Genomic DNA, 22,612 nt, shown 5'->3' on the forward strand with positions numbered 1-22,612 from the left:
AGGGAGAGAAAGGCCATGATGCCGATTCGCCGCGACCTTCGTTTCGTTTTACCTCCTGAGCGTGCCTGCGACTGGCATCAGGAAGGCTCGCATGTGACGCACTTTTTCAATGCGCTTTCGCTGCTGTTTCCAGCGGGCGAGCGTTTCTTCATGGACAGCGTGCGCAACTACCGAGACCGCATCGACGACCCCATCCTGAAGAAGCAGGTACTCGGTTTTATCGGCCAGGAAGCGATGCATACCCGCGAGCACATCGAGTACAACGATCTGCTGCAAAACGCGAGGCTGCCCGCGCACAAGCTCGATCGACGTCTCACGTGGTTCCTCAACGTCAATCGCAAGATGCCCAAATCGTTTCAGCTCGCGATGACCGTCGCGCTGGAGCATTACACGGCGATGCTGGCCGGTCTGCTGCTGGAGGACGACACGCGGGTGGGCGGATCGGTGCAAGGCTATGCGCAGATGTGGACCTGGCATGCGCTCGAAGAGACCGAGCACAAGGCCGTCTCGTTCGACGTGTGGAACGCCGTGATCAAACCCGGGCCGGCGCGCTATCTGCTGCGCACCGGCACCATGCTGACAGTGACGCTGGCGTTCTGGCTGATCGTGTTCGATTATCACGTGCGTCTGCTGATCTCCGATCGCAAACGCGGCGGACATCTGCACGGCATGTGGCGCGTCGTCAAATTCCTGTACGGGCCAAAACACGGTGTGTTCCCGGGCATCGCGCTCGAGTGGCTGCGTTTTTTCAAACCCAGCTTCCATCCGTGGGATCACGATAACCGCGCACAACTGGCGCGAATCGATGGCCTCGTGGCCGCCGTTGATTCGGCCAATGCCGCGAATCCCGCCGCGCTGAAGGCGAGCCGCCGCGGCGTGCGGGCGGTGGCGTGATCCGCGATACGCTCGTCGTCGAAGCCGGCGACGTACGCCTTGCCGTGTACGTCAGCGGACCGCGCGAGGCGCCGCCGTTGGTGCTCGTACACGGCTATCCGGATTCGGCGGCGGTATGGGAGCCGGTGCGGGCGCAACTGGACGGGCGCTATCGTGTGATTACCTACGACGTGCGCGGCGCCGGCGCGTCGGAAGCGCCGTCTGGCCGGGCCGCGTATCGGCTGGAACGGCTGGCCTCTGATCTGGCCGCCGTGGTCGACGCTACCTGTGGCGGACAGGCCTTTCATCTGGTGGGCCACGACTGGGGCTCAATCCAGAGCTGGGAAGCGGTAACGAGCCCCGCGTTCGAAGGCCGCATCGCTTCGTTCACATCAATTTCGGGGCCGTGTCTTGATCACGCCGCGTTGGGTCTACGTAACCTGAGTGGCCCTGGTAACCGCAGCAGCGATAGCAGCCACGGCGTGTCGTCCCCGGACAAACCCCGCACGCACAGTTCTACGCAGCGGTTCGCCGGTGGCCTGCGCCAAACGCTGAAGTCCTGGTACATCTTCCTGTTTCATGTGCCGCTCGTGCCCGAACTGGTGTGGCGTTGCGGCGGCGCACGCGCATGGCCGCTGTGGTTGCGGCTCACCGAGCGCATCCGCCGTGCGCCAGATCCTGCCCAGCTACGCAATGCGATCAACGGTTTGAATTTGTACCGCGCCAACTTCGTCGACCGGCTGTTTCATCCACGCAACCGCCCGGCTCACGCGCCGGTGCAATTCGTTGTGCCGTTGCGCGACCGTTATGTGGGGCCCGCCCTTTCATTGGGGCTCGAGGCGTGGCTCGGCAACTATACGCGCGAGACGATCGACGCCGGCCACTGGGTCGTGCTGCGCGATCCCGTCGGTATCGCCACCCGGATCGACCGGTTTGCCTCACAGCATCCGTCGCCAAGCCGGGCGAACGGCGTCAGCGCGTTCGCGGCAAGCGCGTGAAGAGCGTCGGATAGTCGATCACGAGACCATCTTCGTCCACTTGCATGTCGGCGGTGAAGTTGCGAAAGATGCCTTCGTAGCGGTATTCGCGGTTCAACGCGAGGCATGTGTAGGCCTGCTCGGCGCGAGTAACCTGAAGCTCTGGCGTCGAGATGTAAGCCACTGCAATCGGCCGGCGCTCGCCCTCGGTTAGTTGCAGACGCCGGATGGGCAGCGTGTTGGTGAACGGCGTAGCGGCAATATCGATGTCGATGCAGCCTTCGATCGCGCCGAGCGTCTTGCCACTGCCATCGCGCCAATGGCCCTCGCCGTCGCCGTGCATCTCCAGTTCGCCGCCGCCCATGATCTTGAGAAACGCATAGGTCACACGCCAACGCGGATCGCAATGCATCCGGTAGTAAAGCCCATAACCCTTTCCGTAGCGCTGTCCTACGAGCGCGCTCTCGACGTGGAAACCGTCGTCACGTGCATCGAACGCGAGATGTTCGATGCCGTCGCCTTCCTCCGATACCCAACGTATATCGCGCATGGCCTGCCTCCTTTCGAAAATGCTGGCTGCGGATTCGCCAGCTTATAACGTCTGAGAGCTGTCCCGAGCAAAAAACGCCGGAAAACAAGGCATAAAAAAGACGGCGTCTCCGCTTTGAAGGCGGGACGCCGCTAGGACCACACTCGCATGTCGGGGTCGACCACACGAGAACCCGACAGTATCCGCTACCCGGCCGCGTCTCAAGATGAAAAACCTTCCTTTGTAACGACCGGCCAGGTAGCTCTTACGGATCTCGAGAAAGCGCTTTCTCGCATTCCCCCGCCGCGTCAAGCTCTCATCGCTTTAGCTGGTTCAATCATCCAGATTGTCAATTTACAGATTCAAACACTTATTACGGCCTTGTACGACACGGCCGAATTGACCTGACCATTCGGCAGATTCTCACGAGCAATTCGCTCCGTTATCCTGAACGTTACCGTAGCCGTTCGTCGCGCCCCTGCTCTCGCTCGCTGTCCTGTCGCCCCATCCGAGTTCGCGAAGCTACCCGGTATTGCCTGATCGAAGGCGATGCCGGACCGGTCCCGACCGGTAGTTTTCTGCTTGCATTTTAGTAACATATTTGTTATATTGGAGTCCAATGGCATTTCTGATCGACTTTTACAACGAGAAGGTCAAAGTCCAGGTCGCTTCGCTGCCCAAGACGCTACTGGCGCGATTTATCGCACTGGCGGATCGCATGGAAACATATGGTCCGAACCTTGGAGAACCGCACACCCAATCCATGGGCGGCGGCCTTTTCGAAATGCGTCTGAAGGGAGCGGAGGGCATTGCCAGAGTGTTCTTTTGCACGGTCGTCGAACGCCGCGTCGTCATGCTGCACGCGTTCGTGAAGAAGTCGCAAGAGACGCCCCGAAACGAGCTGGACATAGCTCGCAAAAGACTGCTGGAGATCAAACGTGACAACGTATAAGGAATTACGCACCCGCGCCCTCGCGGACCCCGAAGTCCGCGCCGAATACGAACGGCTGAACCGCGAAGAATTCGCCCTCCTCGACCAGATGCTCGCAGCGCGTCACGCCGCCGGGCTGAGTCAGGCGCAAGTCGCTGAACGCATGGGCACCAAGGCACCCGCTGTAACGCGACTCGAGCGCGCACTTGCGTCAGGACAGCACTCGCCGTCCATCGACACGCTGCGCAAATATGCGGCCGCGTGCGGCAAGAAACTCGTCATTTCGATCGCGTGATTCGCTGTCCAGCACGAGCGTCACACGCGCTCTGCTGCAGCGCGGTGTATTGACGCAGTTTTTCATTTTCGGGGCCGCATCAGCGCTCACGAAACCTTATAGAAACTTGATACCGATCAACGGTTTAGCATCTCAAAATCGCTAGACCACCGTTCTTCGCGCGTCTTTTCGACGCACTTCGCGACGCAGCAAAACACCGCGCATTCCCCTACGCTTGCGCCATCTGCTTACGGCAGTGCGCGTCGACATCGGTCGATGCGCGTAGGTTGTCTCCGGTATCAAGATCATGAATCCCGCATCCACAATCTCCGCATTCGACCTGGCGCGCATCCAGTTCGCGTTCACGGTTTCGTTTCATATCGTTTTCCCCGCACTGAGCATCGGGCTCGCCAGTTTCATCGCCGTCCTCGAATGGCGTTGGCTCAAGACCGGTAAGGCCTACTACAAAGATTTGTGTCTGTTCTGGTCGAAGATCTTTGCAGTGGCTTTCGGCATGGGTGTCGTCTCCGGCGTCGTCATGAGCTACGAGTTCGGTACCAACTGGTCGGGCTTCTCCAGCTTCGCCGGGCCGATCACCGGACCGCTGCTGATGTACGAGGTCATGACCGCGTTCTTCCTCGAAGCGGGCTTCCTCGGCATCATGCTGTTCGGCTGGCAGCGCGTCGGTCGGCGCGCGCATTTCGGTGCGACTCTGATGGTCGCCATCGGCACGCTGATCTCCACCTTCTGGATTCTCGCCTCCAATAGCTGGATGCAGACGCCGCAAGGCTTCGCTATCGAAAATGGTCACGTCGTGCCGCTCGACTGGTTCAAGATCATCTTCAATCCGTCGTTCCCTTACCGCCTCGCACATATGGCGCTCGCCGCGTTTATCGTCGCCGCTCTGGTAGTCGCGGCCGTCGGCGCATGGCATCTGCTGAAGGGGCGGCGCGATCCTGCGGTCAAGACGATGTTCTCCATGGCGCTGTGGATGCTGTTGATCCTCACGCCCATCCAGGCCTTTGTCGGCGACCAGCACGGTCTGAACACCCGCAAGTATCAACCGGCCAAGATCGCGGCGATCGAAGGCCTGTGGAACACCGAGAAAGGCGGCACGGCGCTCAACCTGTTCGGCATCCCCGACATGAAGGCGGAGACCACTCGCTACGCGGTGTCGATTCCGCATCTGGGCAGCCTGATTCTCACGCATAGCTGGGACGGCGAGATCCGCGGCCTGAAGGAATTCCCGCCGCAGGACCGGCCGGATTCGACCATCGTTTTCTGGAGCTTCCGCGTGATGGCGGGACTCGGCGTGCTGATGATCGTGATGTCGATCACCGCATGGGTAGTACGCCGGCGCGGCAGGCTCTATGACGCCAGGTGGTTCCAGAAGCTCGCCGTGGCGATGGGCCCCACTGGCTTCATCACGTTGCTGGCCGGTTGGGTGACGACCGAAGCAGGCCGTCAGCCGTGGGTGGTATACGGCGTGCTGCGCACCTCGCAGGCGGTGTCTCCGCTTACCACGCAGCAAGTGGGCATCTCGCTGATGGCGTTCGTGATCGTCTACTTCCTCGTGTTCGGCACTGGCATCTACTACATGCTCAAGCTGATGCGCTCGGGTCCCGCGTTGCCCGGCCAGACGCCCCACGGCACGCCGGAAACGCCACCCGGCCGCCCCGCGCGTCTCCCCATGCCGGCCGCCGAGCAGCTGGCCGACGTAGCCTGAACCGCACCGTAACGAGGTTAAAAAATGGATGTCACCGTAGTGTGGGCCGCGATCATCGCGCTGGGCCTCTTCATGTATGTGGTGCTCGACGGCTTCGATCTGGGCATCGGCATCGTGTTTCCTTTCTTTCCCGATGAGAAAGAACGCAATCTGATGATGAACACCGTCGCGCCCGTCTGGGACGGCAACGAGACGTGGCTCGTACTCGGTGGCGCCGGTCTGTTTGCGGTGTTTCCGGTGGTTTACTCAACCGTGTTGTCGGCGCTGTATCTGCCGCTGATTTTCATGCTCGCCTGCCTGATCTTCCGTGGCGTGTCGTTCGAGCTGCGCGCCAAGGCAAATCGTACGAAGCATCTGTGGGATCTGGCGTTTATCGGCGGTTCGGCCGGCGCGTCGTTCTTCCAGGGCATCGTGCTGGGGGCCTTCCTGCAAGGCATTCCGGTCGTGGACGGCAGCTATGCAGGCTCGGCGTTCGGCTGGCTCACGCCGTTCAGCCTGTTGACCGGTCTTGGCCTCGTCGTCACCTATGCGCTGCTCGGCTGCTGCTGGCTGGTCGCCAAAACCGAAGGCGATCTGCAACGCCGCCTGCATCGCGTCGTGTGGCCGCTGACGATCGTGTTGCTCGGCTTCATCGCGGTGGTCAGTCTCTGGACCCCGCTGCAAGACCCGAACATCGCCCAGCGCTGGTTCGACTCGGGTTTGTTCTATCGCTTGCTGCCGGTGCCGTTCCTCGTTGCCATCTGTGCGTTGTTCATGCGGCGCGCCGTGCGCGACCGGCATCACAAGACGCCATTCGTGCTGGCGCTCGCGCTTGTGCTGATCGGTTATCTCGGCTTGCTGGTGAGCTTGTGGCCGTATGCCATTCCGTCGAGCATGACGCTGTGGGAAGCCGCCGCGCCGCGTTCGAGCCAGATGTTCACGCTGGTGGGTGCAGCGGTGATCATTCCGGTCATCATCAGCTATACGACGATGGGTTATTGGGTATTTCGCGGCAAGGTGCGCCATGACGACCAACATCACTATCACTAAGTCCCGGCAGCCGGCCGCCGCGCCCACGCAGCGAGTGCTGCCCGGCTGGGTCTGGTTTATCGCGCTTTGGTGCCTGGGCGTGGGCGGCGCGATGTCGCTCGGTTTCGCATTCCGGATCCTGATGAACCTGACGCTGTTCGCTGTGAATTGACTTGTGGCCGGCGGCCATTTGCTCCGCCGGTCAGCTTGGCCCAGACGAGGTCACACCGGGCCAAACAAGGCCACACGGCGTCAATTGTTAAACCTCTCATGCTGTGCTTCAAAATTGCGCCGCTTCATGCGTCTATGTTGCAGGCCGCAGCAAAGACAGTCGTCCGGCGCATGGAAACAAAACGGCGTGCAAAACGCACGACCGTGCCGCAGAGCCGGCAGCGCAGGAGACCAATCCATCGCCGACACTGTCCGCAGCCCGCCGGGGATCAACACCATAAAAATGAATGCGCCACGCATGCGCCCTCACCGGTCGCATCGCTGGCCACCTGGGGAATGCCTCATGGCCGACGATCAAGCATATGATCGCGGCGTGGGGCGATGAAGATGATGAAGCATCAGCAGTGCGACACAACAGCATAGCCTCGCGTTCGACGAGGCACGCGATAGACGCGGCCACGCTCGCGCAGGTGGCCTGACGGGACGGATGACGTATCTCGGGGAGGTGCCATCCGCGTCCGGCATCGGCGGAATAAGGGTGGGAAATACGAGCGCGCAGTGCCGACACGCGGAGACATCATGAAGTTTCTTGTGGCCGATGACCATGAACTGATCCGCCAGGGCGTCAAAGGAATGCTGCGCGGACTCGACCCGGATGCCCAGTTCGACGAGGCCGACACCTGGGACACCCTCGCCGCCGCCGCGCGGCCCGACGCCGATCACGATCTGGCGATTGTCGATCTGCATATGCCCGGCATGAGCGGCGCGGCGTCACTCGAAATCCTGCTCAAGGAACACCCGGCGCTACCGGTGGTCGTGCTTTCCGCTGAAGAATCACCTGACGAAATGCGCGCGGTCCTCGCGGCCGGCGCGCTTGGCTTCGTTCCGAAACGCCAGCCGGCCAGCGTCATGCTGAAGGCCATCGAACTGGTGTTATCGGGCGGCGCGTATGTGCCGATGGAAGCGTTGAGTCTGCTCGGCGTACGCGAAACGGCGCAAGCTGCGCAGGCAGCACCGGGCGGCGCGGGGAGTTCGCCGGGCGCGCCATCCGTGACCGAGCCCATTGTTCACGTCGAGGCCTTGCAGCCGCATCAGCAGCATCTGCTTGAAAATCTCGCGCCGCGCCAACAGGACATCATGCGTCTGGTGCACCGCGGCTGGACCAACAAGATGATTGCGCGCGAGCTGGGTGTGGCGGAAGGAACGATCAAGGTGCATCTTTCGGTGATCTTCCGGGCGCTCGGCGTCCACAACCGGTCCACCGCGATTGCCGTGATCAACGGCTGGCTGGAAGCGGGCAGGACGCTGTAGCCAGGTTGCCGGCTGCGCCGTCCCGCTCCGCCTGCTGCCACAAGATTTCCAACGTACGGCGCAGGCGTGCCGGCGTGACCGGCTTATGTAATACGGGAATGCCTTGCGCGGCGAGCGTCGCCAGTTCACCGGACGCCATATCACCGGTAATCAGCAGCATCACAGCCCCTTCGTGGCCGCTACGCCGCAGCGCCTCGCGCACTGCAGTGAGCGCCTGCGCCCCCGTGCGATGGTTCGCCAGCTGGAAGTCGCACAACACCGCGTCTGGCACAAAGCCCTCGCTCAACGCCTGCAACGCCAGCGTTTCGTCGCGCGCACCCCGCACGATGCAGCCCCAACGCCCCAGCAGCCTCGTCAGGCCTTCGAGAATCGAAGGGTCGTCGTCGATGCAGAGCACGTGCCGCCCCTGCGCCGAAGGGCCAGTCACCACCGTGTCGCTCAGGCTGGTCAAAATCCCGCCGGGGTCGCCGACCCGAACCGGAAAGCGGAACACCGAGCCACGGCCCGGCGCTGAACGCAAGCGCAACTCGCCGCCCAGCAGCTCGACCAGACGCCTCACCGTCGGCAGGCCGAGGCCATGTCCCTGGCGCGCGTCGCGCTGCGGGTTGGCGACCTGGTAGAACTCCTCAAAGATGCGCTCCTGCTCGACCGCCGGAATGCCGATACCCGAATCGCGCACCTCGATGTAGCCGCCGTCACGCCGCCCGCCGCGCCGCAGGCCCACCCAGATCGCACCCTCCTCGGTATAGCGCACCGCATTCGACAGCAGGTTGCTCAGCACCCGTTCGAGCAGCACCGGATCGTCGTGCACCACCATCGTGGTGGGCGCGATGCGCAGCGCCAGCCCTTTCGCCGCTGCCTGCGGCCGGTACTGGCTGCCAACCCGTTCGAACAGTTCGTCCAGCCGGAAATGCAGCCGGATAACCTGAGTGACGCCGCTCTCGAGTCGCGCCAGATCGAGGACCTGGTTGAACAGCTGGTTGAGAGCCTCCACGTTGTGAACGATGTGAGCGGCGGTTTTACCGTGCTGCGCCTGTGTCACGGCAACGTCATTTAGCGACGCCGCCAGCAGGCCGATCGCGTGCAGCGGCTGGCGCAGATCGTGGCTCGCCGCGGCGAAGAAGCGCGTCTTGGCGAGACTCGCCTCTTCCGCGACATGCTTCTGCTCGGCGAGCGACTCCGCCAGTTGCTGCTGATCGACGCGCGCCTGCACGACCCGCTGGAACAGCTTGCGATAGCTGATCGCATAGACGTTGATGGCGCAAAAGAAGAACGCGAGGACGATCGCCAGGATGGTGCGATCGAAGTTGTGGCTGCCGAACAGCAGCACGATGGCCGGCAGCAGCACGAAGACGATGCCGGTCGAAAAGTTGAGCAGGTCGAAGCCATTCGACATGAACACGCCCGCCGCCAGCGTTACCAGCATGACGGTGTGCAACACCGGCAGATCCGCTTGCCGGCTGTGGAACGCGAACCAGATCGCCAGCCCCGGCGCGCTGTACAGCAACACGCCACGCACCGCGTGCAGCCTGATCCAGTTGCGCGCCGTCATGGCGTTGGGCCAGCGGCGCCTGCAGAGCCACAGCCCCAGGGCGGCAAAGTTAGCCACCGCGTAAAAACCAAAGCACGCGGCGAACAGGTGCGGATACGGCATGTCGACCCAGTAGATCGACACGAGCACCGCTATGGCGAACCAGTGAGTGAAGAACGCTATCGGATTCTGGGCGTACAGCACCCGCACCAGGTCCTCGTCGATCGCTCGCTGGACAGGATCGGCCCGCATCGTGCGGTCTCCCATGCAAGGTTATTGCTGCCGGGTCCGGCTATTTCGATGGTGAAGTGCTGCGGGCAAGAGGCGGGCTTCAGGCGCTCTGGATGACCGAAATGGTGCATGGCATCAGGCGGCGCTAGCGCCAGCGGGCCATTTGGGACCATCGGCGCCGTTGGTTTACCCGGCAGTTTACCTGTCAGCTATCACTTAATCCATATAGGCGAAGCCGCGCGCAAAAACCATACTGGGATCACTTTCCAGCGCGGCACCGGGCCGGTTCACACAGCCCTCGCCGCCCCGCACTGGGGCCTACCGCGCGCTTGACCCATCCTTCGACGGAGGTTTTCATGGGCGCTGTACCGAGCCGCGAGTTCGTCCGCAATCTGGACAATGCGATCCTGCCTGATCTGTGGCGCCGTCGCACCCAACTGTCCGGTGACGAAATGGTTTCGATGGTGGATCTGGTGAAACGGGCGCTGCGGACCTACCATCCGCTCGAACTGCAGGCGCTCGGCGAGGACAAGGAAGAACTGGTCGCGCAGTTCATCTTTTCCCGGGTTTTGCGCCTCACCCCCGGTCATTCCGACACGAACGCCTGCGCCGAAAGCGCGCCGTCCAACGGCTACGCGCTGTGCGCATACTTCCGCCGCTATCTGATCGACTGCCTGCGCAGCGCCGGCCATCAGCGCAACGTCTCGATGGAAAACGAGGGCATGGCGCAGGAAATCGATCTGCACGCTCACGCGCTCGAAGACCCGGTCGAAAGCGTGCTGCTGCAATACGGTCTCGACGAAGCGCGCGTGCGCTTCGCAGCGCGGGCTTTCATCGACGGCCTCGACGAACCGGAGCGGATCGTGCTGGCAGGCAGCCTCGGCTGGTGCTCGGAATGCAAAGGCGGACTTTCGGCCGTGGCGGCACAGCATCGCGTTCCCTCTTATCACTATCGCGCCATCAAACTCGGCGTCACAATGAAAAAGACGGACGACGCCGCTGATTTTTCCAATACCAAGATCGGCCGCTGGCTAGTCGACGTGCTGGGCATCGAAATCGACGTCGAAAATCGCGCGGCGATCCTGATCGCGCTGAACCTGCTCGCCGCCGAATCGACCGACAGCGAAATGAATGAAGTGGCCGCCTAATCGAGGTGTTCACGATGGATCGCTTGTCCAGCGCCATTCAGGCAATGCAGCCGCACTACGAAATCGTCGTAGTGGGCTCGGGCTATGGTGGCGCCATCGCGGCCAGCCGGATGGCGCGGGCGGGCCGCAAGGTGTGCCTGCTAGAACGCGGCCGCGAATTCATGGCGGGCGAGTTTCCCGCCACGCAGCTTGAGGGTGCAAGCCAGGTGCAATACAACACCGAGCTTGCGCAGATCGGCTCGCCGCTGGCCTTGCTCGAAGTGCACGTCAATGCCGAGGTCAACGCGGTGGTCGGCTGCGGACTCGGGGGTACCTCGCTGATCAATGCGAACGTGGCGCTCAGGCCCGATCCGCGTCTATGGCAGGACCCACGCTGGCCCGCAGCGGTGCGCGCCGACGAGGCCGGCCTCGCCGCCGGGTACGCACGCGCCGAAGCAATGTTGCAACCGTCGCCAGTGCCCGCTGACTTCCCTTCGCTGCCGAAGCTCAATGCGCTCGCGCGCTCGGCGCAGGCACTCGGCATGCAGGATCGCTTCTCGCGACCGCCCATCACGGTCACCTTCAAGGACGGCCCGAACGCCGCTGGTATTGGACAGAAACGCTGTATCGGCTGCGGCGACTGCAATGCAGGCTGCAACCATGAGTCGAAGAATTCGACCCACATGAACTATCTGCCGGACGCGGTCGCGCACGGCGCGCAGATTTTCACGGGCATAGCCGTGCATTCCGTGGTGCGCGACGAGGCTACCCAGCGGTGGCTCGTGCGCTATCAACCGGTGGACCTCGGCCGCGAAATCTATGACGCGCCGGATCTGGTGGTCACTGCGGATATCGTCATCCTGTCGGCGGGCACGCTCGGTTCGACCGCCATCCTGTTGCGCTCACGTGACGCCGGCCTATCTGTGTCCTCGCAACTCGGCGAGCACTTCACCGGCAATGGCGATGTGCTCGCCTTTGCCTACAACACCGATGAGCCGATCAACGGCATCGGCTGGGGCGCACACAAGGCCGGTGAAATTCCACCGGTCGGACCCACGATCTGCGGCCTGATCGATCACCGCAATACACCGGACGTCCGCGATGGCTTCGTGATCGAGGAAGGCTCGCTGGCCGGGCCGGTCGGAGTAGCCATGATGGGCGTGATGGGGATCGCCGCGCCGGCCGAAGGCGTGAAGATGCCCGAGCCTCCGTCGTCGACACTCGCCACGCTGGATGCCGACGCGCGCATCGCCGAAAGCCTGCTGCGCGGGCCGTACCACGGCGCCATGAACCACACGCAGACGTACCTCGTGATGGCGCACGACGACGAAAGCGGACAGATCACAGTCGAGCATGGGCGGCCACGCATCCGCTGGCCCAACGCCGGCAAGCAGCCGATTTACGCCACCATCGAAAAGACGCTCGAAGCGGCGACGCGCGCACTGGGCGGCGACTATGTGCGCGACCCGATCTCCGCGAATCTGCTTGGCGAGCGCCTCGTGACCGTGCACCCGTTGGGCGGTTGCGCAATGGCGGATAGTGCCGAAAACGGCGTCGTCGATCAGGCCGGCCGTGTGTTCTCGGGCACGACAGGGGCCGCGGTTCATGACGGCCTGTATGTGATGGACGGCGCGGTCATGCCGATCTCGCTCGGCGTGAATCCACTGCTGACGATCTCGGCACTGGCCGAACGCAACTGCGCACAACTGGCTGCGGCGCATGGCTGGCAAATCGACTACACATCGCGCGGCGACGTCGCGCCACCGCCACCGCAAAAGATCGGCCTGCGCTTCACCGAAACCATGATCGGCCTGATGCAGCGCAGCCAGGCGCGTCTCACAGCACCATTCCGATCAGCTTTACGCTCACGGTCGAATCCGACGATCTGGCCGACATGCTCGAAAACCCTCAGCACGCTGCACGCGCAGTCGGCACGCTGACGTGCCCGGCGTTGTCGGCCCAACCAATGACCATCGTGGATGGCCATTTCAACCTGTTCGTCGTCGATCAGACCGAGGTCGACCGACGCGACATGAACTACCAGATGACGCTCGAGACGGTGGAAGGTCCGCGCTACTACCTCTCAGGACAGAAGATCATCACGCGTTCGTCGCTACTCGAACTGTGGCCGCAGACGAATACCTTGTACGCGCAGATCCGCGCTTCCGACGTCGCCGATGCCCCCGTGATCGGCAAAGCAACCCTGATCATCACGCCAGAGAATTTCCTCAGGCAGATGCGCACCATCGAAGTCACGCACACACCTGACCTCGCGACACGGCTCGAATGGACGCTGAAATTCGGCAAGTTCTTCGGCGGGGTGCTGTTCACTGAATATGGCGGCGTCGCGGCGCCGCTGCAGTTTCTGGATTCGGAGGACACCTCCGCACCGCGCGTGAAGCGCACCCTACGCGCGCCGGCGCCGGAACTGAACTGGTTCAATACATCTGGAGCGGACGGCAAGACACTAAAACTGACGCGCTATCACGCTGGCAACAAGGGACCGGTGCTGCTCGTGCACGGCTCGGGCACGTCGAGCCGGATCTTCTCGACGGACCTGGTCGACACCAACCTTGTCGAGTTTTTATGCGCCGCCGGTTATGACGTATGGCTCGTCGACCTGCGGGTGAGCATCGAACTGCCGAGCGCGCTCGAATCCACTACGGCGGATGCGATCGCACATGAGGACATCCCCGCCGCTGTCGCGCAGGTCAGGCGGATTACGGGCGCGGAGCAGATCCAGGTAGTCGCGCATTGTTTCGGCGCAATGGCTGTCACCATGTCTTTGCTCTCGGGGCTCACGGGCGTGCGCTCGGCCCTGCTGTCTCAGGTATCGGCCCATCCGGTTCCAGGTGCATTGCAGCGGATCAAGGCCGGTCTGCACATGCCGGAAATACTCGAACACCTGGGCGTCAGGGACTTGACGGTATTTACGCGGGCTCATGACTGGCCACACAATCTGCTCGACGAGGCGCTGCGCCTCTATCCGGTTGGACACGACGAAGGCTGTGGCAATGCGCTCTGCCATCGCGCGACGTTTTTGTATGGTCTCCTCTATGAACACGCTCAACTCGGCGAGCAGCTTCACGCCAATCTGCAGGAGCTATTCGGCGTGCATGACGTCGAGCTTTTCAGTCAGCTGGCAACGATGGTGCGTGCGGGACACGTGGTGGACGCTCACGGCAAGGACGTTTATCTGCCCAATCTGGAGGGCATGCGTCTGCCGATCGGCTTCATTCACGGTTCAGAGAACCGGTGCTATCTGCCGGTGAGCACTGAAACCACCTTCAATCTGCTGGTGGAGCGCTTCGGTGCCGAACATTACGAACGGCATGTGATTCCTGGGTATGGACATCTCGACTGCATCTTCGGCAAGAACGCGGCAGCGGACGTGTACCCGGTGATACTGCGCTATCTGGATGCGCATTGAAGCGCTATGTGCGTCCGGTATCCGAATGACTCGATCATCCTGCAGACCGCGCCTGCAAATTCATTTATGATCCGAATCACTCCAATAAACCCTAACAGCTACGGCAAACGCCATGGAAGAATTGACCTTCGGTAACTGCGTCAAGAATAGCTGGATCAGCACCTGGCAAGCCATCGTCCGGATGCCTGGATTCTTCCTCTGCATATTTGCAGTCCTCACCTGCACCACCCTGCTCTCCGCTCCCTTTCAGCATCTCGCCCCAGGCGCAGAACTCGATTTCGCAGCAAGGGCCGGTCATCCTCTCGTCAAGCTGGTTTGCTCAGTGCTGCAGCTCGTCGTCTACGGGTGCGTGATCATCAAGGTCAACCGGTTCCTGCTACTCGGCGAAGGCACCCAGCCTCTCCTGCCCCTCAACGGCGAACCGCTCGGCCGCTACATGCTCTTCTCGCTGGGTCTCGCGGTGGTCCTGGTTGTGGTGACGGTTCTGCTTGTCATGCTCCTGATCCCGGTCATGCGCCACATGGGCGCGGGCGGCTTCTTCCTGTTCGCGTTACTCATTTCGCTAGCGTATCTGTATGCAGTCTGCCGTCTATGCCTGATCTACCCGGCTGTCTCTCTAGGTAGCCCGCTTACGCTGCGAGCGGCATGGAAAGACAGCCGCGGTCATTTCTGGAGCATCCTCGGCGTCGGTTTCGTCGCCCACCTGCCGCTAACGCTCATCTGGACAATCACATTTGCCGTGCTCGGCCCGAGGCTGCTGATGTCCGGTGGGCAGGGCTCGATTGCATTCGCGTTGGGATTCGGGTTCATCAACACCGTCTTCATAGGACTTGCCGCCTCGGTCCTGTCCTGGCTTTACCGGCGTTACGCCAACGAGCTGCTGGACTACTCCGCCTACTGAGATGCCGGGCGGCATGGTGTCCCTGTCCGCCCCACTCGCCTTCAAAACAGCTTGCCCGGATTCAGAATTCCGTGCGGATCGAGCGCCTGCCTGATCGCGGCCATGGCAGCCAACTCCTCGGGCGAGCGTGAGATCGGCAAGAATTCGCGCTTCAATAAACCGATGCCATGCTCCGCCGACACCGAGCCGTGCAGCGGTCCCAGCATCTCGTAGACGAACGCGTACACGGCGTGATGATCGATGCCCGGGAGCGAACGGCCGTCCACGGTGAGGTGCAGATTCGAATCGCCGATGTGCCCGAAGAAATACGACTCGTTGCCGGGCCACTGACGATCGAGTGCCGCGCGGCAACGCTCGACGAATGTGCCGATCTCACCAATTGGCAGGCTGACGTCGAAATTGATCGGATCGAGCCGTACCGGGAATTCGGCCGTGCATTCGCGCACCGCCCATAGAGCCCGCGCGTCGGCCACCGATTGCGCAATCACTGCGTCGCGAATGACCTGTGTGTCGAGCGCTTCGGCAAGCGCTGCAGCGAAGCGCTCGCCGTCGTCCGCCGCATCGAAGCTGGCGTGCTCGATCAATGCATATAGCGGATGCGCTTCGGCGAATGGCGAGCGTGCGTCAGTCAATGCAACACCGAAGTCATAGAAGTCCGGCCACATGATTTCGAACGCACCGATATCGTTGCCAAAGCGCGTCGACAGCCGCCGCAACAGACTTACCGCAGCATCGTAATTGTTCAGCGCAACCAGTGCGGTATGCCGCGCCGCGCGTTGCGGATGCAGCCGCAATACCGCCCGCGTGATGATGCCGAGCGTACCTTCCGAACCGATAAACCAGTGCTTGAGGTCATAGCCGGTATTGTTCTTGACCATCTTGCCGAGCGAGCTCAACACCGCGCCGTTCGCGAGCACCACTTCAAGGCCGAGCACCTGATCGCGTGCCGTGCCCGACTGGATCACGCGATTACCGCCGGCGTTGGTGGCGAGATTGCCGCCGATCTGGCACGAGCCGCGTGCGCCGAGATCGAGCGCCAGTTCGAAACCCGCCTGCGCGGCCGCTTCCTGTGCGGTCTGCAAGGTGGTGCCGGCCAGCACCGTCATGGTCGCCGCGGCCGGATCGATCTCTTCAACGCCCGTCATACGCTCGAGCGATAGCGCGATATCGGTGGCGCGTGGGATCGCCCCGCCCGCGAGGCCCGTCATACCGCCCTGCGGCACCACCGGTTGATGCGCTGCATGGCAGATCGCCAGTGCCTGCGACACCTGTTCCGTCGTGCGTGGCAAGAGCAACGCTGCTGCGCGGGTTGGTTCGTGACGGGTCCAATCCGTCATTGATCGCTCGCCGATCTGCTCACCAACGCGCACTGCGTCCGCACCCAGCGCATCGCGCAAGGCAGCCAGCGTACTGGAAAACTCCGCGGGAGTACTTACGGTCATGCCGTCGTCCCCTGGACCGCCAGTTTCTTTCGATAACCCATGGAGTCGTTGATACGACCGAGGATGTAGTCTCCCGCCGCGACTGGCTGATACTTGAGGTCGGCTTCGCTGGTGCCGAGTTCGCGTGGGTCGACTAGCGCCCCGTAAGTCGGATCGTAGAAGGTCGCGATCGAATAACGCTCGCGGCCCGACGCGTTGATCACGCGGTGCAGCGTCGAACGGAACCGGTCGTTGGTCCAGCGCGCCAGCAGATCGCCGACGTTGACGACGAAGCTGCCGGGTACGGGCGGCGCGTCCACCCATGTGTCGTTGGCGATTTCGCGCACCTGCAGGCCGCCCACCTGATCCTGCCAGAGCAACGTGATGCAACCGTAGTCGGTGTGCGGCGCGACGCCGAACTGCCCGGCATCCGATTGCGGCGGCTGCGGCGGGTAATAAACCATCTGCGTACGCTGCATCCGCTTGGTATAGCGCGGCGCGAAAAACTGTTCGTCGACGCCGAGACCCGCCGCTACCGCGCGCAACAGGTCCGTGCCGCACGATGCCACTGCTTCGTAGTAGCCATACAGCGCCGGGCGTAACGCTGGCATAAAGTCCGGCCAGTTGTTCGGCCCGCGTAATGCCTGACCGGCGAGCACATCGGGATCGTCCTCCGGCAACTCCAGTCCGACGCTGAAAAATTCCTTGTAGTCGGGTCGCTTCGCCTGGTACATGGTGGCATCGCCGAGCGCATTGAAGCCGCGATGCCGCTGATTCACCGCCACGCGCCGCTTGGTCTCGACCGGATACGCAAAAAAACTGCGGGCCGCGTGCTCCGCGGCATCGATCACCGCCTGCGGCACGCCGTGGTTGACGATGTAGAAAAACCCGATCGTGGTGCAGGCGTCGTGAATCTCACGGCCGACGCGCTGCAGGGCCGCGGGATCGCCGGCGCGCACCCCGGCAAAGTCGATGATCGGAATGCGGGTGACAGGTGGCATCGCAATGCTCCTGGTGAGCAAGATGGATATGACTGAGGAATGCGTGCGCGGCCTTTACTTCGAACACTTTGCAAAGCGAGCCGGGCGCTACACGCGTTCTCAGTTGTATATACCGCCAAAAGCACCTTCGCAAGCGACGTTTCCGCTCGGACTCACCATTGCCAGGCTTGCCTTGCAGTGCACAATGCGATTATTTATTTCGCGCAAAAGGTGCGGTATATACTGCCTCGCATACCGATCAATAGCGCGCGCCTGCTCCATTGCGTGCCGCGCGACACCGCTTTGCCAACCGGAGAATCGTATGAGCATCCTTGCAGGCTGGAAGTGTCGTTTAGTGATGTTGGCATTGTGTATGGCAAGCGTTGCTGCCCACGCGGATCAGCTCGCCAAGGTCAAGCAGGCGGGCGAGCTTGTCGTCGGTACAGAAATGCAGTTCGCACCGTTCGACTTTCTCGAGAACGGCCAGCAAGCCGGTTTCAACAAGGACCTGTTCGCCGAGATCGGCAAGGAACTGGGCGTGAAGGTCCGCTTCATCGACCTGCCCTGGCCGAGCGTGTTGCCCGGTCTCGAAGCCGGCAAGTTCGACATGGTGGGCGGGCCGCTGACCGTGACGAAAGCGCGTATGGAACGCTATACGTACACGCTGCCCATCGCCGACGCCACCGACGCGCTGCTCAAGCGCGCCAACGACACGTCGCTGAAGCAATCGTCGGACATCGCCGGCAAGACCGTGGGCGCCGGCAAGGGCTCGGCGCAACTCGATCAGCTGAAGGCCTATATCGCGACGCTGCCCAAGCCGCCTGAAGTCCGCGAATACGTCGACAACAACCAGGCGTACGCCGACCTCGCCGCCGGCCGGATTGCCGCCGTGGCGAACTCGATGACGAACATCGCCTATGTGGCGAAACAACGGCCCGAGACCTTTGCGGTTGTGCAGCCGCCGTTCGGCGCCAAGGTGTACTTTGCTTACTGCATGCGCAAAGACCCGGACAGCAAGTCGCTCGACGACGCTTTCAACGCCGCGCTGATCAAGATGCACGACGATGGACGTCTCGCCGCGTTGCAGAAGAAGTGGTTCGGCGTCGCGATGGATGCGCCGACCACGCTGCCCACGCCGAACTACTGATGAACTGAGCGAACCGCTGCAGGACACGCGTCATGCCGCAGCGGTTCGCCGGCTCTTCTAGCGGGTGCACCACATGTTCAGCATGACTGTCTTTCTGCAGGGGCTGCCGCTGCTGCTGCACGCGGCCATCGCCACGGTCGGCATTTCGCTGACGGGGCTCGTGATCGGCTTCTTTGTCGCGATCGGCGTATGCTCGGCCCGGCTCTCGGCGCATCGTGCCGCGCGCATGTTCGGCGGTGCGTACGTGTTTTTCTTTCGCGGCGTGCCGATGCTCGTGCAACTGCTGCTCGTCTACTACCTGCTGCCGTTCGTCGGCATCAACGTATCGCCGCTCGCTGCAGCGATCAGCGCGGTGTCGTTGTGCTCGGCCTCGTATATCGCCGAGATTCTGCGAGGCGGTTTTCTGAGCATTCCACCTGGGCACATCGAAGCGGCGCGCATGCTCGGCATGTCGCCCTTCGACATGCTGCGCCGGATCCAGGTGCCGCAGGCGTTCCGCCTCACACTGCCGTCGCTCGTCAACGAGATGGTGCTGCTGATCAAGGCGTCGTCGCTGATCTCGGTGGTCGGCGTGGCGGAACTCACACGCACCGCGCAGAACATTGCCGCCAGCACTTATCGGCCGCTAGAAGCATATGTTGCTGCAGGACTGATCTATTTCGTCATCTGCGGCGCGCTCGCGCTGGTTGCGCACGGTGCCGAGCACCGCTTGCAGCACGCCTGAAGATGCCACCGCGACAGCACTGAAACCAAGCCCGAGCCCCAGCGATGCAGCAATTCGATCCCACCGTCATCACCCACAACCTGCAGCCGATTGCAGCGGGTCTCGCGACGACCATCGGCACGTGGGTGGCGGGTGTCGTCATCGGCATGCTGATCGGCTTTCTGATCGCGGTGCTGCAGCTGTTTTGCGGACGCTGGGTGCGCGGGCTGCTGCGCTTCTATATCGAACTCTTTCGCGGCACGCCGTTTCTCGTGCAGCTATTTCTGCTGTATTACGGCGGCCCTTCGTTCGGCCTCACGCTTGAACCGATGACCGCCGGTGTGCTCGGCCTGGGCCTCTACGGCAGCGCGTATTTTGCCGAGGCGTTCCGCTCCGGCTTCCAGTCCGTGCCGCGCGGCCACCTGGAAGCGGCGTCCTGTCTCGGGCTGTCGCGCTGGCAAGCCGTGCTACGCATTCAGGTGCCGCAGATGCTCGTGCTGATCGTCCCAGCGCTTACCAATCTGATCATCGTGCTCAGCAAGGAGACCGCCGTGCTGTCGATCGTCACCGTGCCTGAACTTACCTTTGTCCTGACCGGTATCGGTTCGGCCACCTTCGCATTTGTCGAAACGCTGCTGGCGCTGTGCGTCTGCTATCTCGCACTGGTCGAGATCACCTCGCGCGCCGGCATGTGGGCCGAAGCCCGGATTGCGCGCTTCATGGCATGACCCCACACTGGACCGATCGATGAACGCCCTTGCCGATATGCCGACCTCCGCCCCCACCGCCGCCGCCGCTGCAGGACACGCGAACAGCGCATCGCTGATCGACGTGCGCGACCTGCGCAAACGCTTCGGCGAAGTCGAGGTCCTGCGTGGCGTCGACCTGCAGATTGCCCGCTCCGAGGTGGTCTGCATCATCGGACCGTCGGGCTCAGGCAAAAGCACGCTATTACGCTGCCTCGCCGCGCTTGAAACCTACGATCAGGGTGACGTACGCATCGAAGGCGAACTGCTCGGCTATACCGAGCGCAACGGCAAACGCGTGCGCGCTTCGCTGGGCGAAATCAACCGCGTGCGGCGCAATGTCGGCATGGTGTTCCAGCAGTTCAACCTGTGGCCGCATATGACAGCGCTCGGCAACGTGATGGAGGCGTTGTTGCGAGTGCAGCATCTTTCGCGCGACGATGCGCGACGTCGCGCCAATACCATGCTGGAGACGGTCGGGCTTGCGCACAAGGCGGATGCGTATCCGGCCAAACTGTCGGGTGGCCAGCAGCAACGCGTGGCGATTGCGCGAGCGCTCGCCATGGAGCCGCACATCATGCTGTTCGACGAACCCACCTCGGCGCTCGATCCTGAACTGGTCGGCGAGGTGCTGCAGGTAATGAAACAACTCGCACGCGACGGCATGACGATGGCCGTCGTCACGCACGAAATGGGCTTTGCCGCCCAGGTGGCCGACAAGGTTGTGTTTATCGATCAGGGCCGCATTGCCGTGGAAGGCAAACCGCGCGACGTCTTTCACGATGCGGGCCAGCCGCGCCTGCGCCAGTTCCTGCAGAATTACTTCGACCGCAACGCCTTCTGGACGCAGGACGCCGGCGAGGCGGACCCAGCATGACCGCACGCGCCGCCCGCGGTACTGGCCGTATGCCGGCAACGCGCGTTTCTGCAAGCGCCGCTGCCGCGACCGCCAGCGCTGCGGCTGGCAGTGCGCTCGACATGCCCGACCATCCGACTGCGCGCTACGAACAGGTCAAAAGCCATATTCGCCGCACCATCGAATCGGGTGCACGGCAACCCGGCGACCGCATCCCGTCCGAACTCGACCTCGTCGCCGAACTGGGCGTCTCGCGCATGACAGTCAACCGCGCGCTGCGCGAGCTCGCCGACGAAGGGCTCGTCACGCGGGTGTCGGGCGTGGGCACGTTCGTCGCCGAGGCCAAACCGCAATCCACCCTGCTGATGATCGCCCATATCGGCGACGAGATCCGCTCGCGTGGTCATGAGTACACGTACGAAACGCTGCTCAAGCAACGCGAAACCGCGCCCGTGGTGGTGTCCAATGCATTGGGGCTGGCGCCGGGTGCTTCGGTGTTTCATGTGATCTGCGTGCATCGCGAGAACGGCCTGCCGGTGCAACTCGAGGACCGCTACGTCAATCCGGCCACCGCGCCGGAGTTTTTGCAGCAGGACTTCGCGGCGATCCGCCCATCCGAGTATCTCTACAACGTCGTGCCGGCGCATGACGTCGAACATGTCGTGGATGCGGGCCTCTCGACGCCTGCCGAAGCCGCGCTGCTGGAAATCCGCGTCGAAGAGCCGTGTCTGACGCTGGTGCGCCGCACGTGGACGAGCGGCGTAGCCGTGACGTTCGCCCGCTTCGTTCATCCGGGCTCACGCTACCGGCTGGGCTGCCGGTTCACGCCTGACATCTCGCAGCGCCAGGGGTGAATACGGCGGCCTGGACGGGCCGCCTGAACAAGCCGCAGTCCAGGATCAGACTCAAACGTTGCCCGCCAGATGGAAGCGCGACGCCGGATGCCACAACCGCACCGAGGTCGCCACCGCAACGCCCACCCAGGTGCGGCGCCACAACAGCAGGCACGGCTCGCCGATCTCCATCAGCAGATGCTTGCGCACGTGCGCGTCAGGCTTTTGCGCATAGATGCGAAACTCGGCGCGCTGGATCGGCGCGAGCCGCACCATGTAGTGATTCGGCGTTTCGGCCGTGAAGTCCTGTTGCAGATACTCGGGGAATACCTTGGGATTGACGTAGCGGTCTTCGTACTGAATCGGCTCGCCCTCTTCGCAGTGCACGATGCGCGAATGAAACGCCGGTCCAGCGGACAGACCAAGTGCATCGAGCGCCTCCGGATCGTCGCTCGGTTCAAGCGTCAGCACGCGCGCCATATGCCGATGGCCGCGCGCAGCAATCTCGTCCGCGATATTGCGAATCTCGAGTACCGTCGATTCGTAGCGCTGCGGCGCAACGAACGTGCCGGACCCTTGCACGCGGGTCAATACCCGCTCGGTGGTCAGCTCGCGCAGCGCGCGCGACACGGTCATGCGCGCCACGCCGAACTCCTTGACCAGTTCGGTCTCCGATGGAATCAGCCCACCCGGTTTCCAGTCGCCTTCGGCAATCCGCTTCACGACGTAGCGCTTGATCTGCTGATAGGCCGGCGTCGCTTTTGCAGGTTCCTGTGCGTTATTTTTTGCTGACGCTTCGGCAACCTGGCGAGGACTGCCCTCGGTCGTTTCGAATGGCGCGTTGTCTATGTTCATATTCACGTCGACCTCGTGGGTGGCACGCAATACGCAAATGCGCCAATGCGT

The 22,612-nt window shown here is 62.6% G+C and carries 21 protein-coding genes and 1 pseudogene; 17 read left to right on the forward strand and 5 right to left on the reverse strand.

The genetic code is table 11. From position 1 onward, the window contains the following. Positions 1–15: 15 nt before the first annotated feature. Positions 16–894 (forward strand): metal-dependent hydrolase, encoded by an 879-nt coding sequence (locus P3T24_RS06100; RefSeq protein WP_429433133.1) that lies wholly within the window; start codon positions 16–18, stop codon positions 892–894. Then, positions 891–1,871, forward strand: a complete 981-nt coding sequence (locus P3T24_RS06105; protein WP_429433135.1) for an alpha/beta fold hydrolase — start codon at positions 891–893, stop codon at positions 1,869–1,871. The genes P3T24_RS06100 and P3T24_RS06105 overlap by 4 nt, the downstream gene beginning before the upstream one ends. On the opposite strand, the gene P3T24_RS06110 is transcribed toward P3T24_RS06105, so the two are convergent. Then, positions 1,846–2,400 carry a putative glycolipid-binding domain-containing protein gene (locus tag P3T24_RS06110; protein WP_429288710.1) on the reverse strand — a complete coding sequence of 185 codons (555 nt, stop codon included), beginning with the start codon at positions 2,398–2,400 and terminating at the stop codon, positions 1,846–1,848. The genes P3T24_RS06105 and P3T24_RS06110 overlap by 26 nt on opposite strands. A gap of 147 nt (positions 2,401–2,547) precedes the next feature. Here P3T24_RS06110 and P3T24_RS06115 point away from each other — a divergent pair, with 147 nt between their 5' ends. The 7 genes from P3T24_RS06115 (at position 2,548) to P3T24_RS06145 (ending at position 7,800) form a co-directional block, all read left to right on the forward strand. Beyond that, the gene (locus P3T24_RS06115) at positions 2,548–2,787 is read left to right on the forward strand and encodes a hypothetical protein (RefSeq protein WP_429288709.1); all 240 of its coding nucleotides are present in this window, start codon (positions 2,548–2,550) and stop codon (positions 2,785–2,787) included. A 211-nt stretch (positions 2,788–2,998) separates the two neighbouring features. After that, positions 2,999–3,331: a type II toxin-antitoxin system RelE/ParE family toxin gene (locus P3T24_RS06120; RefSeq protein WP_074268264.1), complete on the forward strand. Its 333-nt coding sequence runs from the start codon at positions 2,999–3,001 to the stop codon at positions 3,329–3,331. Then, entirely contained in the window at positions 3,318–3,605 is a 288-nt protein-coding gene (locus P3T24_RS06125) for a helix-turn-helix domain-containing protein (RefSeq protein ID WP_122156182.1), read from the forward strand. Before P3T24_RS06120 ends, P3T24_RS06125 begins: the two co-directional genes overlap by 14 nt. A gap of 286 nt (positions 3,606–3,891) precedes the next feature. Beyond that, positions 3,892–5,310 carry a cytochrome ubiquinol oxidase subunit I gene (locus P3T24_RS06130; protein ID WP_429433137.1) on the forward strand — a complete coding sequence of 473 codons (1,419 nt, stop codon included), beginning with the start codon at positions 3,892–3,894 and terminating at the stop codon, positions 5,308–5,310. 24 nt (positions 5,311–5,334) lie between these two features. Continuing rightward, positions 5,335–6,339 carry a cytochrome d ubiquinol oxidase subunit II gene (gene cydB / locus P3T24_RS06135; RefSeq protein ID WP_429409415.1) on the forward strand — a complete coding sequence of 335 codons (1,005 nt, stop codon included), beginning with the start codon at positions 5,335–5,337 and terminating at the stop codon, positions 6,337–6,339. Then, positions 6,314–6,490 carry a hypothetical protein gene (locus P3T24_RS06140; RefSeq protein WP_429433139.1) on the forward strand — a complete coding sequence of 59 codons (177 nt, stop codon included), beginning with the start codon at positions 6,314–6,316 and terminating at the stop codon, positions 6,488–6,490. Before cydB ends, P3T24_RS06140 begins: the two co-directional genes overlap by 26 nt. 578 nt (positions 6,491–7,068) lie before the next feature. After that, a complete protein-coding gene (locus tag P3T24_RS06145) occupies positions 7,069–7,800 on the forward strand; it encodes a response regulator transcription factor (protein ID WP_074268260.1) in 732 nt (243 codons plus the stop codon). Here the strand turns inward: P3T24_RS06145 and P3T24_RS06150 are convergent. Further along, positions 7,766–9,583: a hybrid sensor histidine kinase/response regulator gene (locus P3T24_RS06150; RefSeq protein WP_429433141.1), complete on the reverse strand. Its 1,818-nt coding sequence runs from the start codon at positions 9,581–9,583 to the stop codon at positions 7,766–7,768. The two genes, P3T24_RS06145 and P3T24_RS06150, sit on opposite strands and share 35 nt — an antisense overlap. 335 nt (positions 9,584–9,918) lie before the next feature. Between P3T24_RS06150 and P3T24_RS06155 the strand changes: the two genes are divergently transcribed. From P3T24_RS06155 to P3T24_RS06165, 3 genes and pseudogenes are all read left to right on the forward strand, one after another. Then, positions 9,919–10,710, forward strand: a complete 792-nt coding sequence (locus P3T24_RS06155; protein WP_074268259.1) for a hypothetical protein — start codon at positions 9,919–9,921, stop codon at positions 10,708–10,710. A gap of 14 nt (positions 10,711–10,724) precedes the next feature. Beyond that, positions 10,725–14,119, forward strand: a pseudogene (locus P3T24_RS06160) (alpha/beta fold hydrolase). Between the two features lie 112 nt (positions 14,120–14,231). Continuing rightward, complete coding sequence (locus P3T24_RS06165) at positions 14,232–15,020, forward strand: hypothetical protein (RefSeq protein WP_074268257.1); 789 nt, start codon at positions 14,232–14,234, stop codon at positions 15,018–15,020. 41 nt (positions 15,021–15,061) lie between these two features. Here P3T24_RS06165 and P3T24_RS06170 read toward each other — a convergent pair whose 3' ends face one another. Together P3T24_RS06170 and P3T24_RS06175 are read right to left on the reverse strand one after the other, a co-directional pair. Beyond that, positions 15,062–16,462: an FAD-binding oxidoreductase gene (locus tag P3T24_RS06170; protein WP_429433143.1), complete on the reverse strand. Its 1,401-nt coding sequence runs from the start codon at positions 16,460–16,462 to the stop codon at positions 15,062–15,064. Continuing rightward, entirely contained in the window at positions 16,459–17,442 is a 984-nt protein-coding gene (locus P3T24_RS06175; RefSeq protein ID WP_429433145.1) for an isopenicillin N synthase family dioxygenase, read from the reverse strand. Before P3T24_RS06175 ends, P3T24_RS06170 begins: the two co-directional genes overlap by 4 nt. Positions 17,443–17,743: 301 nt before the next feature. On the opposite strand from P3T24_RS06175, the gene P3T24_RS06180 reads away from it, so the two are divergent. The 5 genes from P3T24_RS06180 (at position 17,744) to hutC (P3T24_RS06200) (ending at position 21,727) form a co-directional block, all read left to right on the forward strand. Beyond that, on the forward strand, positions 17,744–18,568 hold the full coding sequence (locus P3T24_RS06180) for a transporter substrate-binding domain-containing protein (protein WP_429433147.1): 825 nt from the start codon (positions 17,744–17,746) through the stop codon (positions 18,566–18,568). Between the two features lie 73 nt (positions 18,569–18,641). Further along, positions 18,642–19,292, forward strand: coding sequence for an amino acid ABC transporter permease (locus P3T24_RS06185; protein WP_429409407.1), 651 nt, complete (start codon positions 18,642–18,644; stop codon positions 19,290–19,292). Between the two features lie 44 nt (positions 19,293–19,336). After that, positions 19,337–19,999, forward strand: a complete 663-nt coding sequence (locus tag P3T24_RS06190) for an amino acid ABC transporter permease (RefSeq protein ID WP_074268253.1) — start codon at positions 19,337–19,339, stop codon at positions 19,997–19,999. A 19-nt stretch (positions 20,000–20,018) separates the two neighbouring features. Further along, on the forward strand, positions 20,019–20,894 hold the full coding sequence (locus P3T24_RS06195) for an amino acid ABC transporter ATP-binding protein (protein WP_429433149.1): 876 nt from the start codon (positions 20,019–20,021) through the stop codon (positions 20,892–20,894). Beyond that, positions 20,891–21,727, forward strand: a complete 837-nt coding sequence (gene hutC / locus P3T24_RS06200) for a histidine utilization repressor (RefSeq protein ID WP_429433151.1) — start codon at positions 20,891–20,893, stop codon at positions 21,725–21,727. The genes P3T24_RS06195 and hutC (P3T24_RS06200) overlap by 4 nt, the downstream gene beginning before the upstream one ends. A gap of 51 nt (positions 21,728–21,778) precedes the next feature. On the opposite strand, the gene hutC (P3T24_RS06205) is transcribed toward hutC (P3T24_RS06200), so the two are convergent. Beyond that, positions 21,779–22,567, reverse strand: a complete 789-nt coding sequence (gene hutC, locus P3T24_RS06205; protein ID WP_254369016.1) for a histidine utilization repressor — start codon at positions 22,565–22,567, stop codon at positions 21,779–21,781. Between the last annotated feature and the right edge of the window lie 45 nt (positions 22,568–22,612).

The sequence above is a fragment of the Paraburkholderia sp. GAS33 genome (assembly GCF_050436645.1).
GTDB classification, from domain to species: domain Bacteria; phylum Pseudomonadota; class Gammaproteobacteria; order Burkholderiales; family Burkholderiaceae; genus Paraburkholderia; species Paraburkholderia phenazinium_B.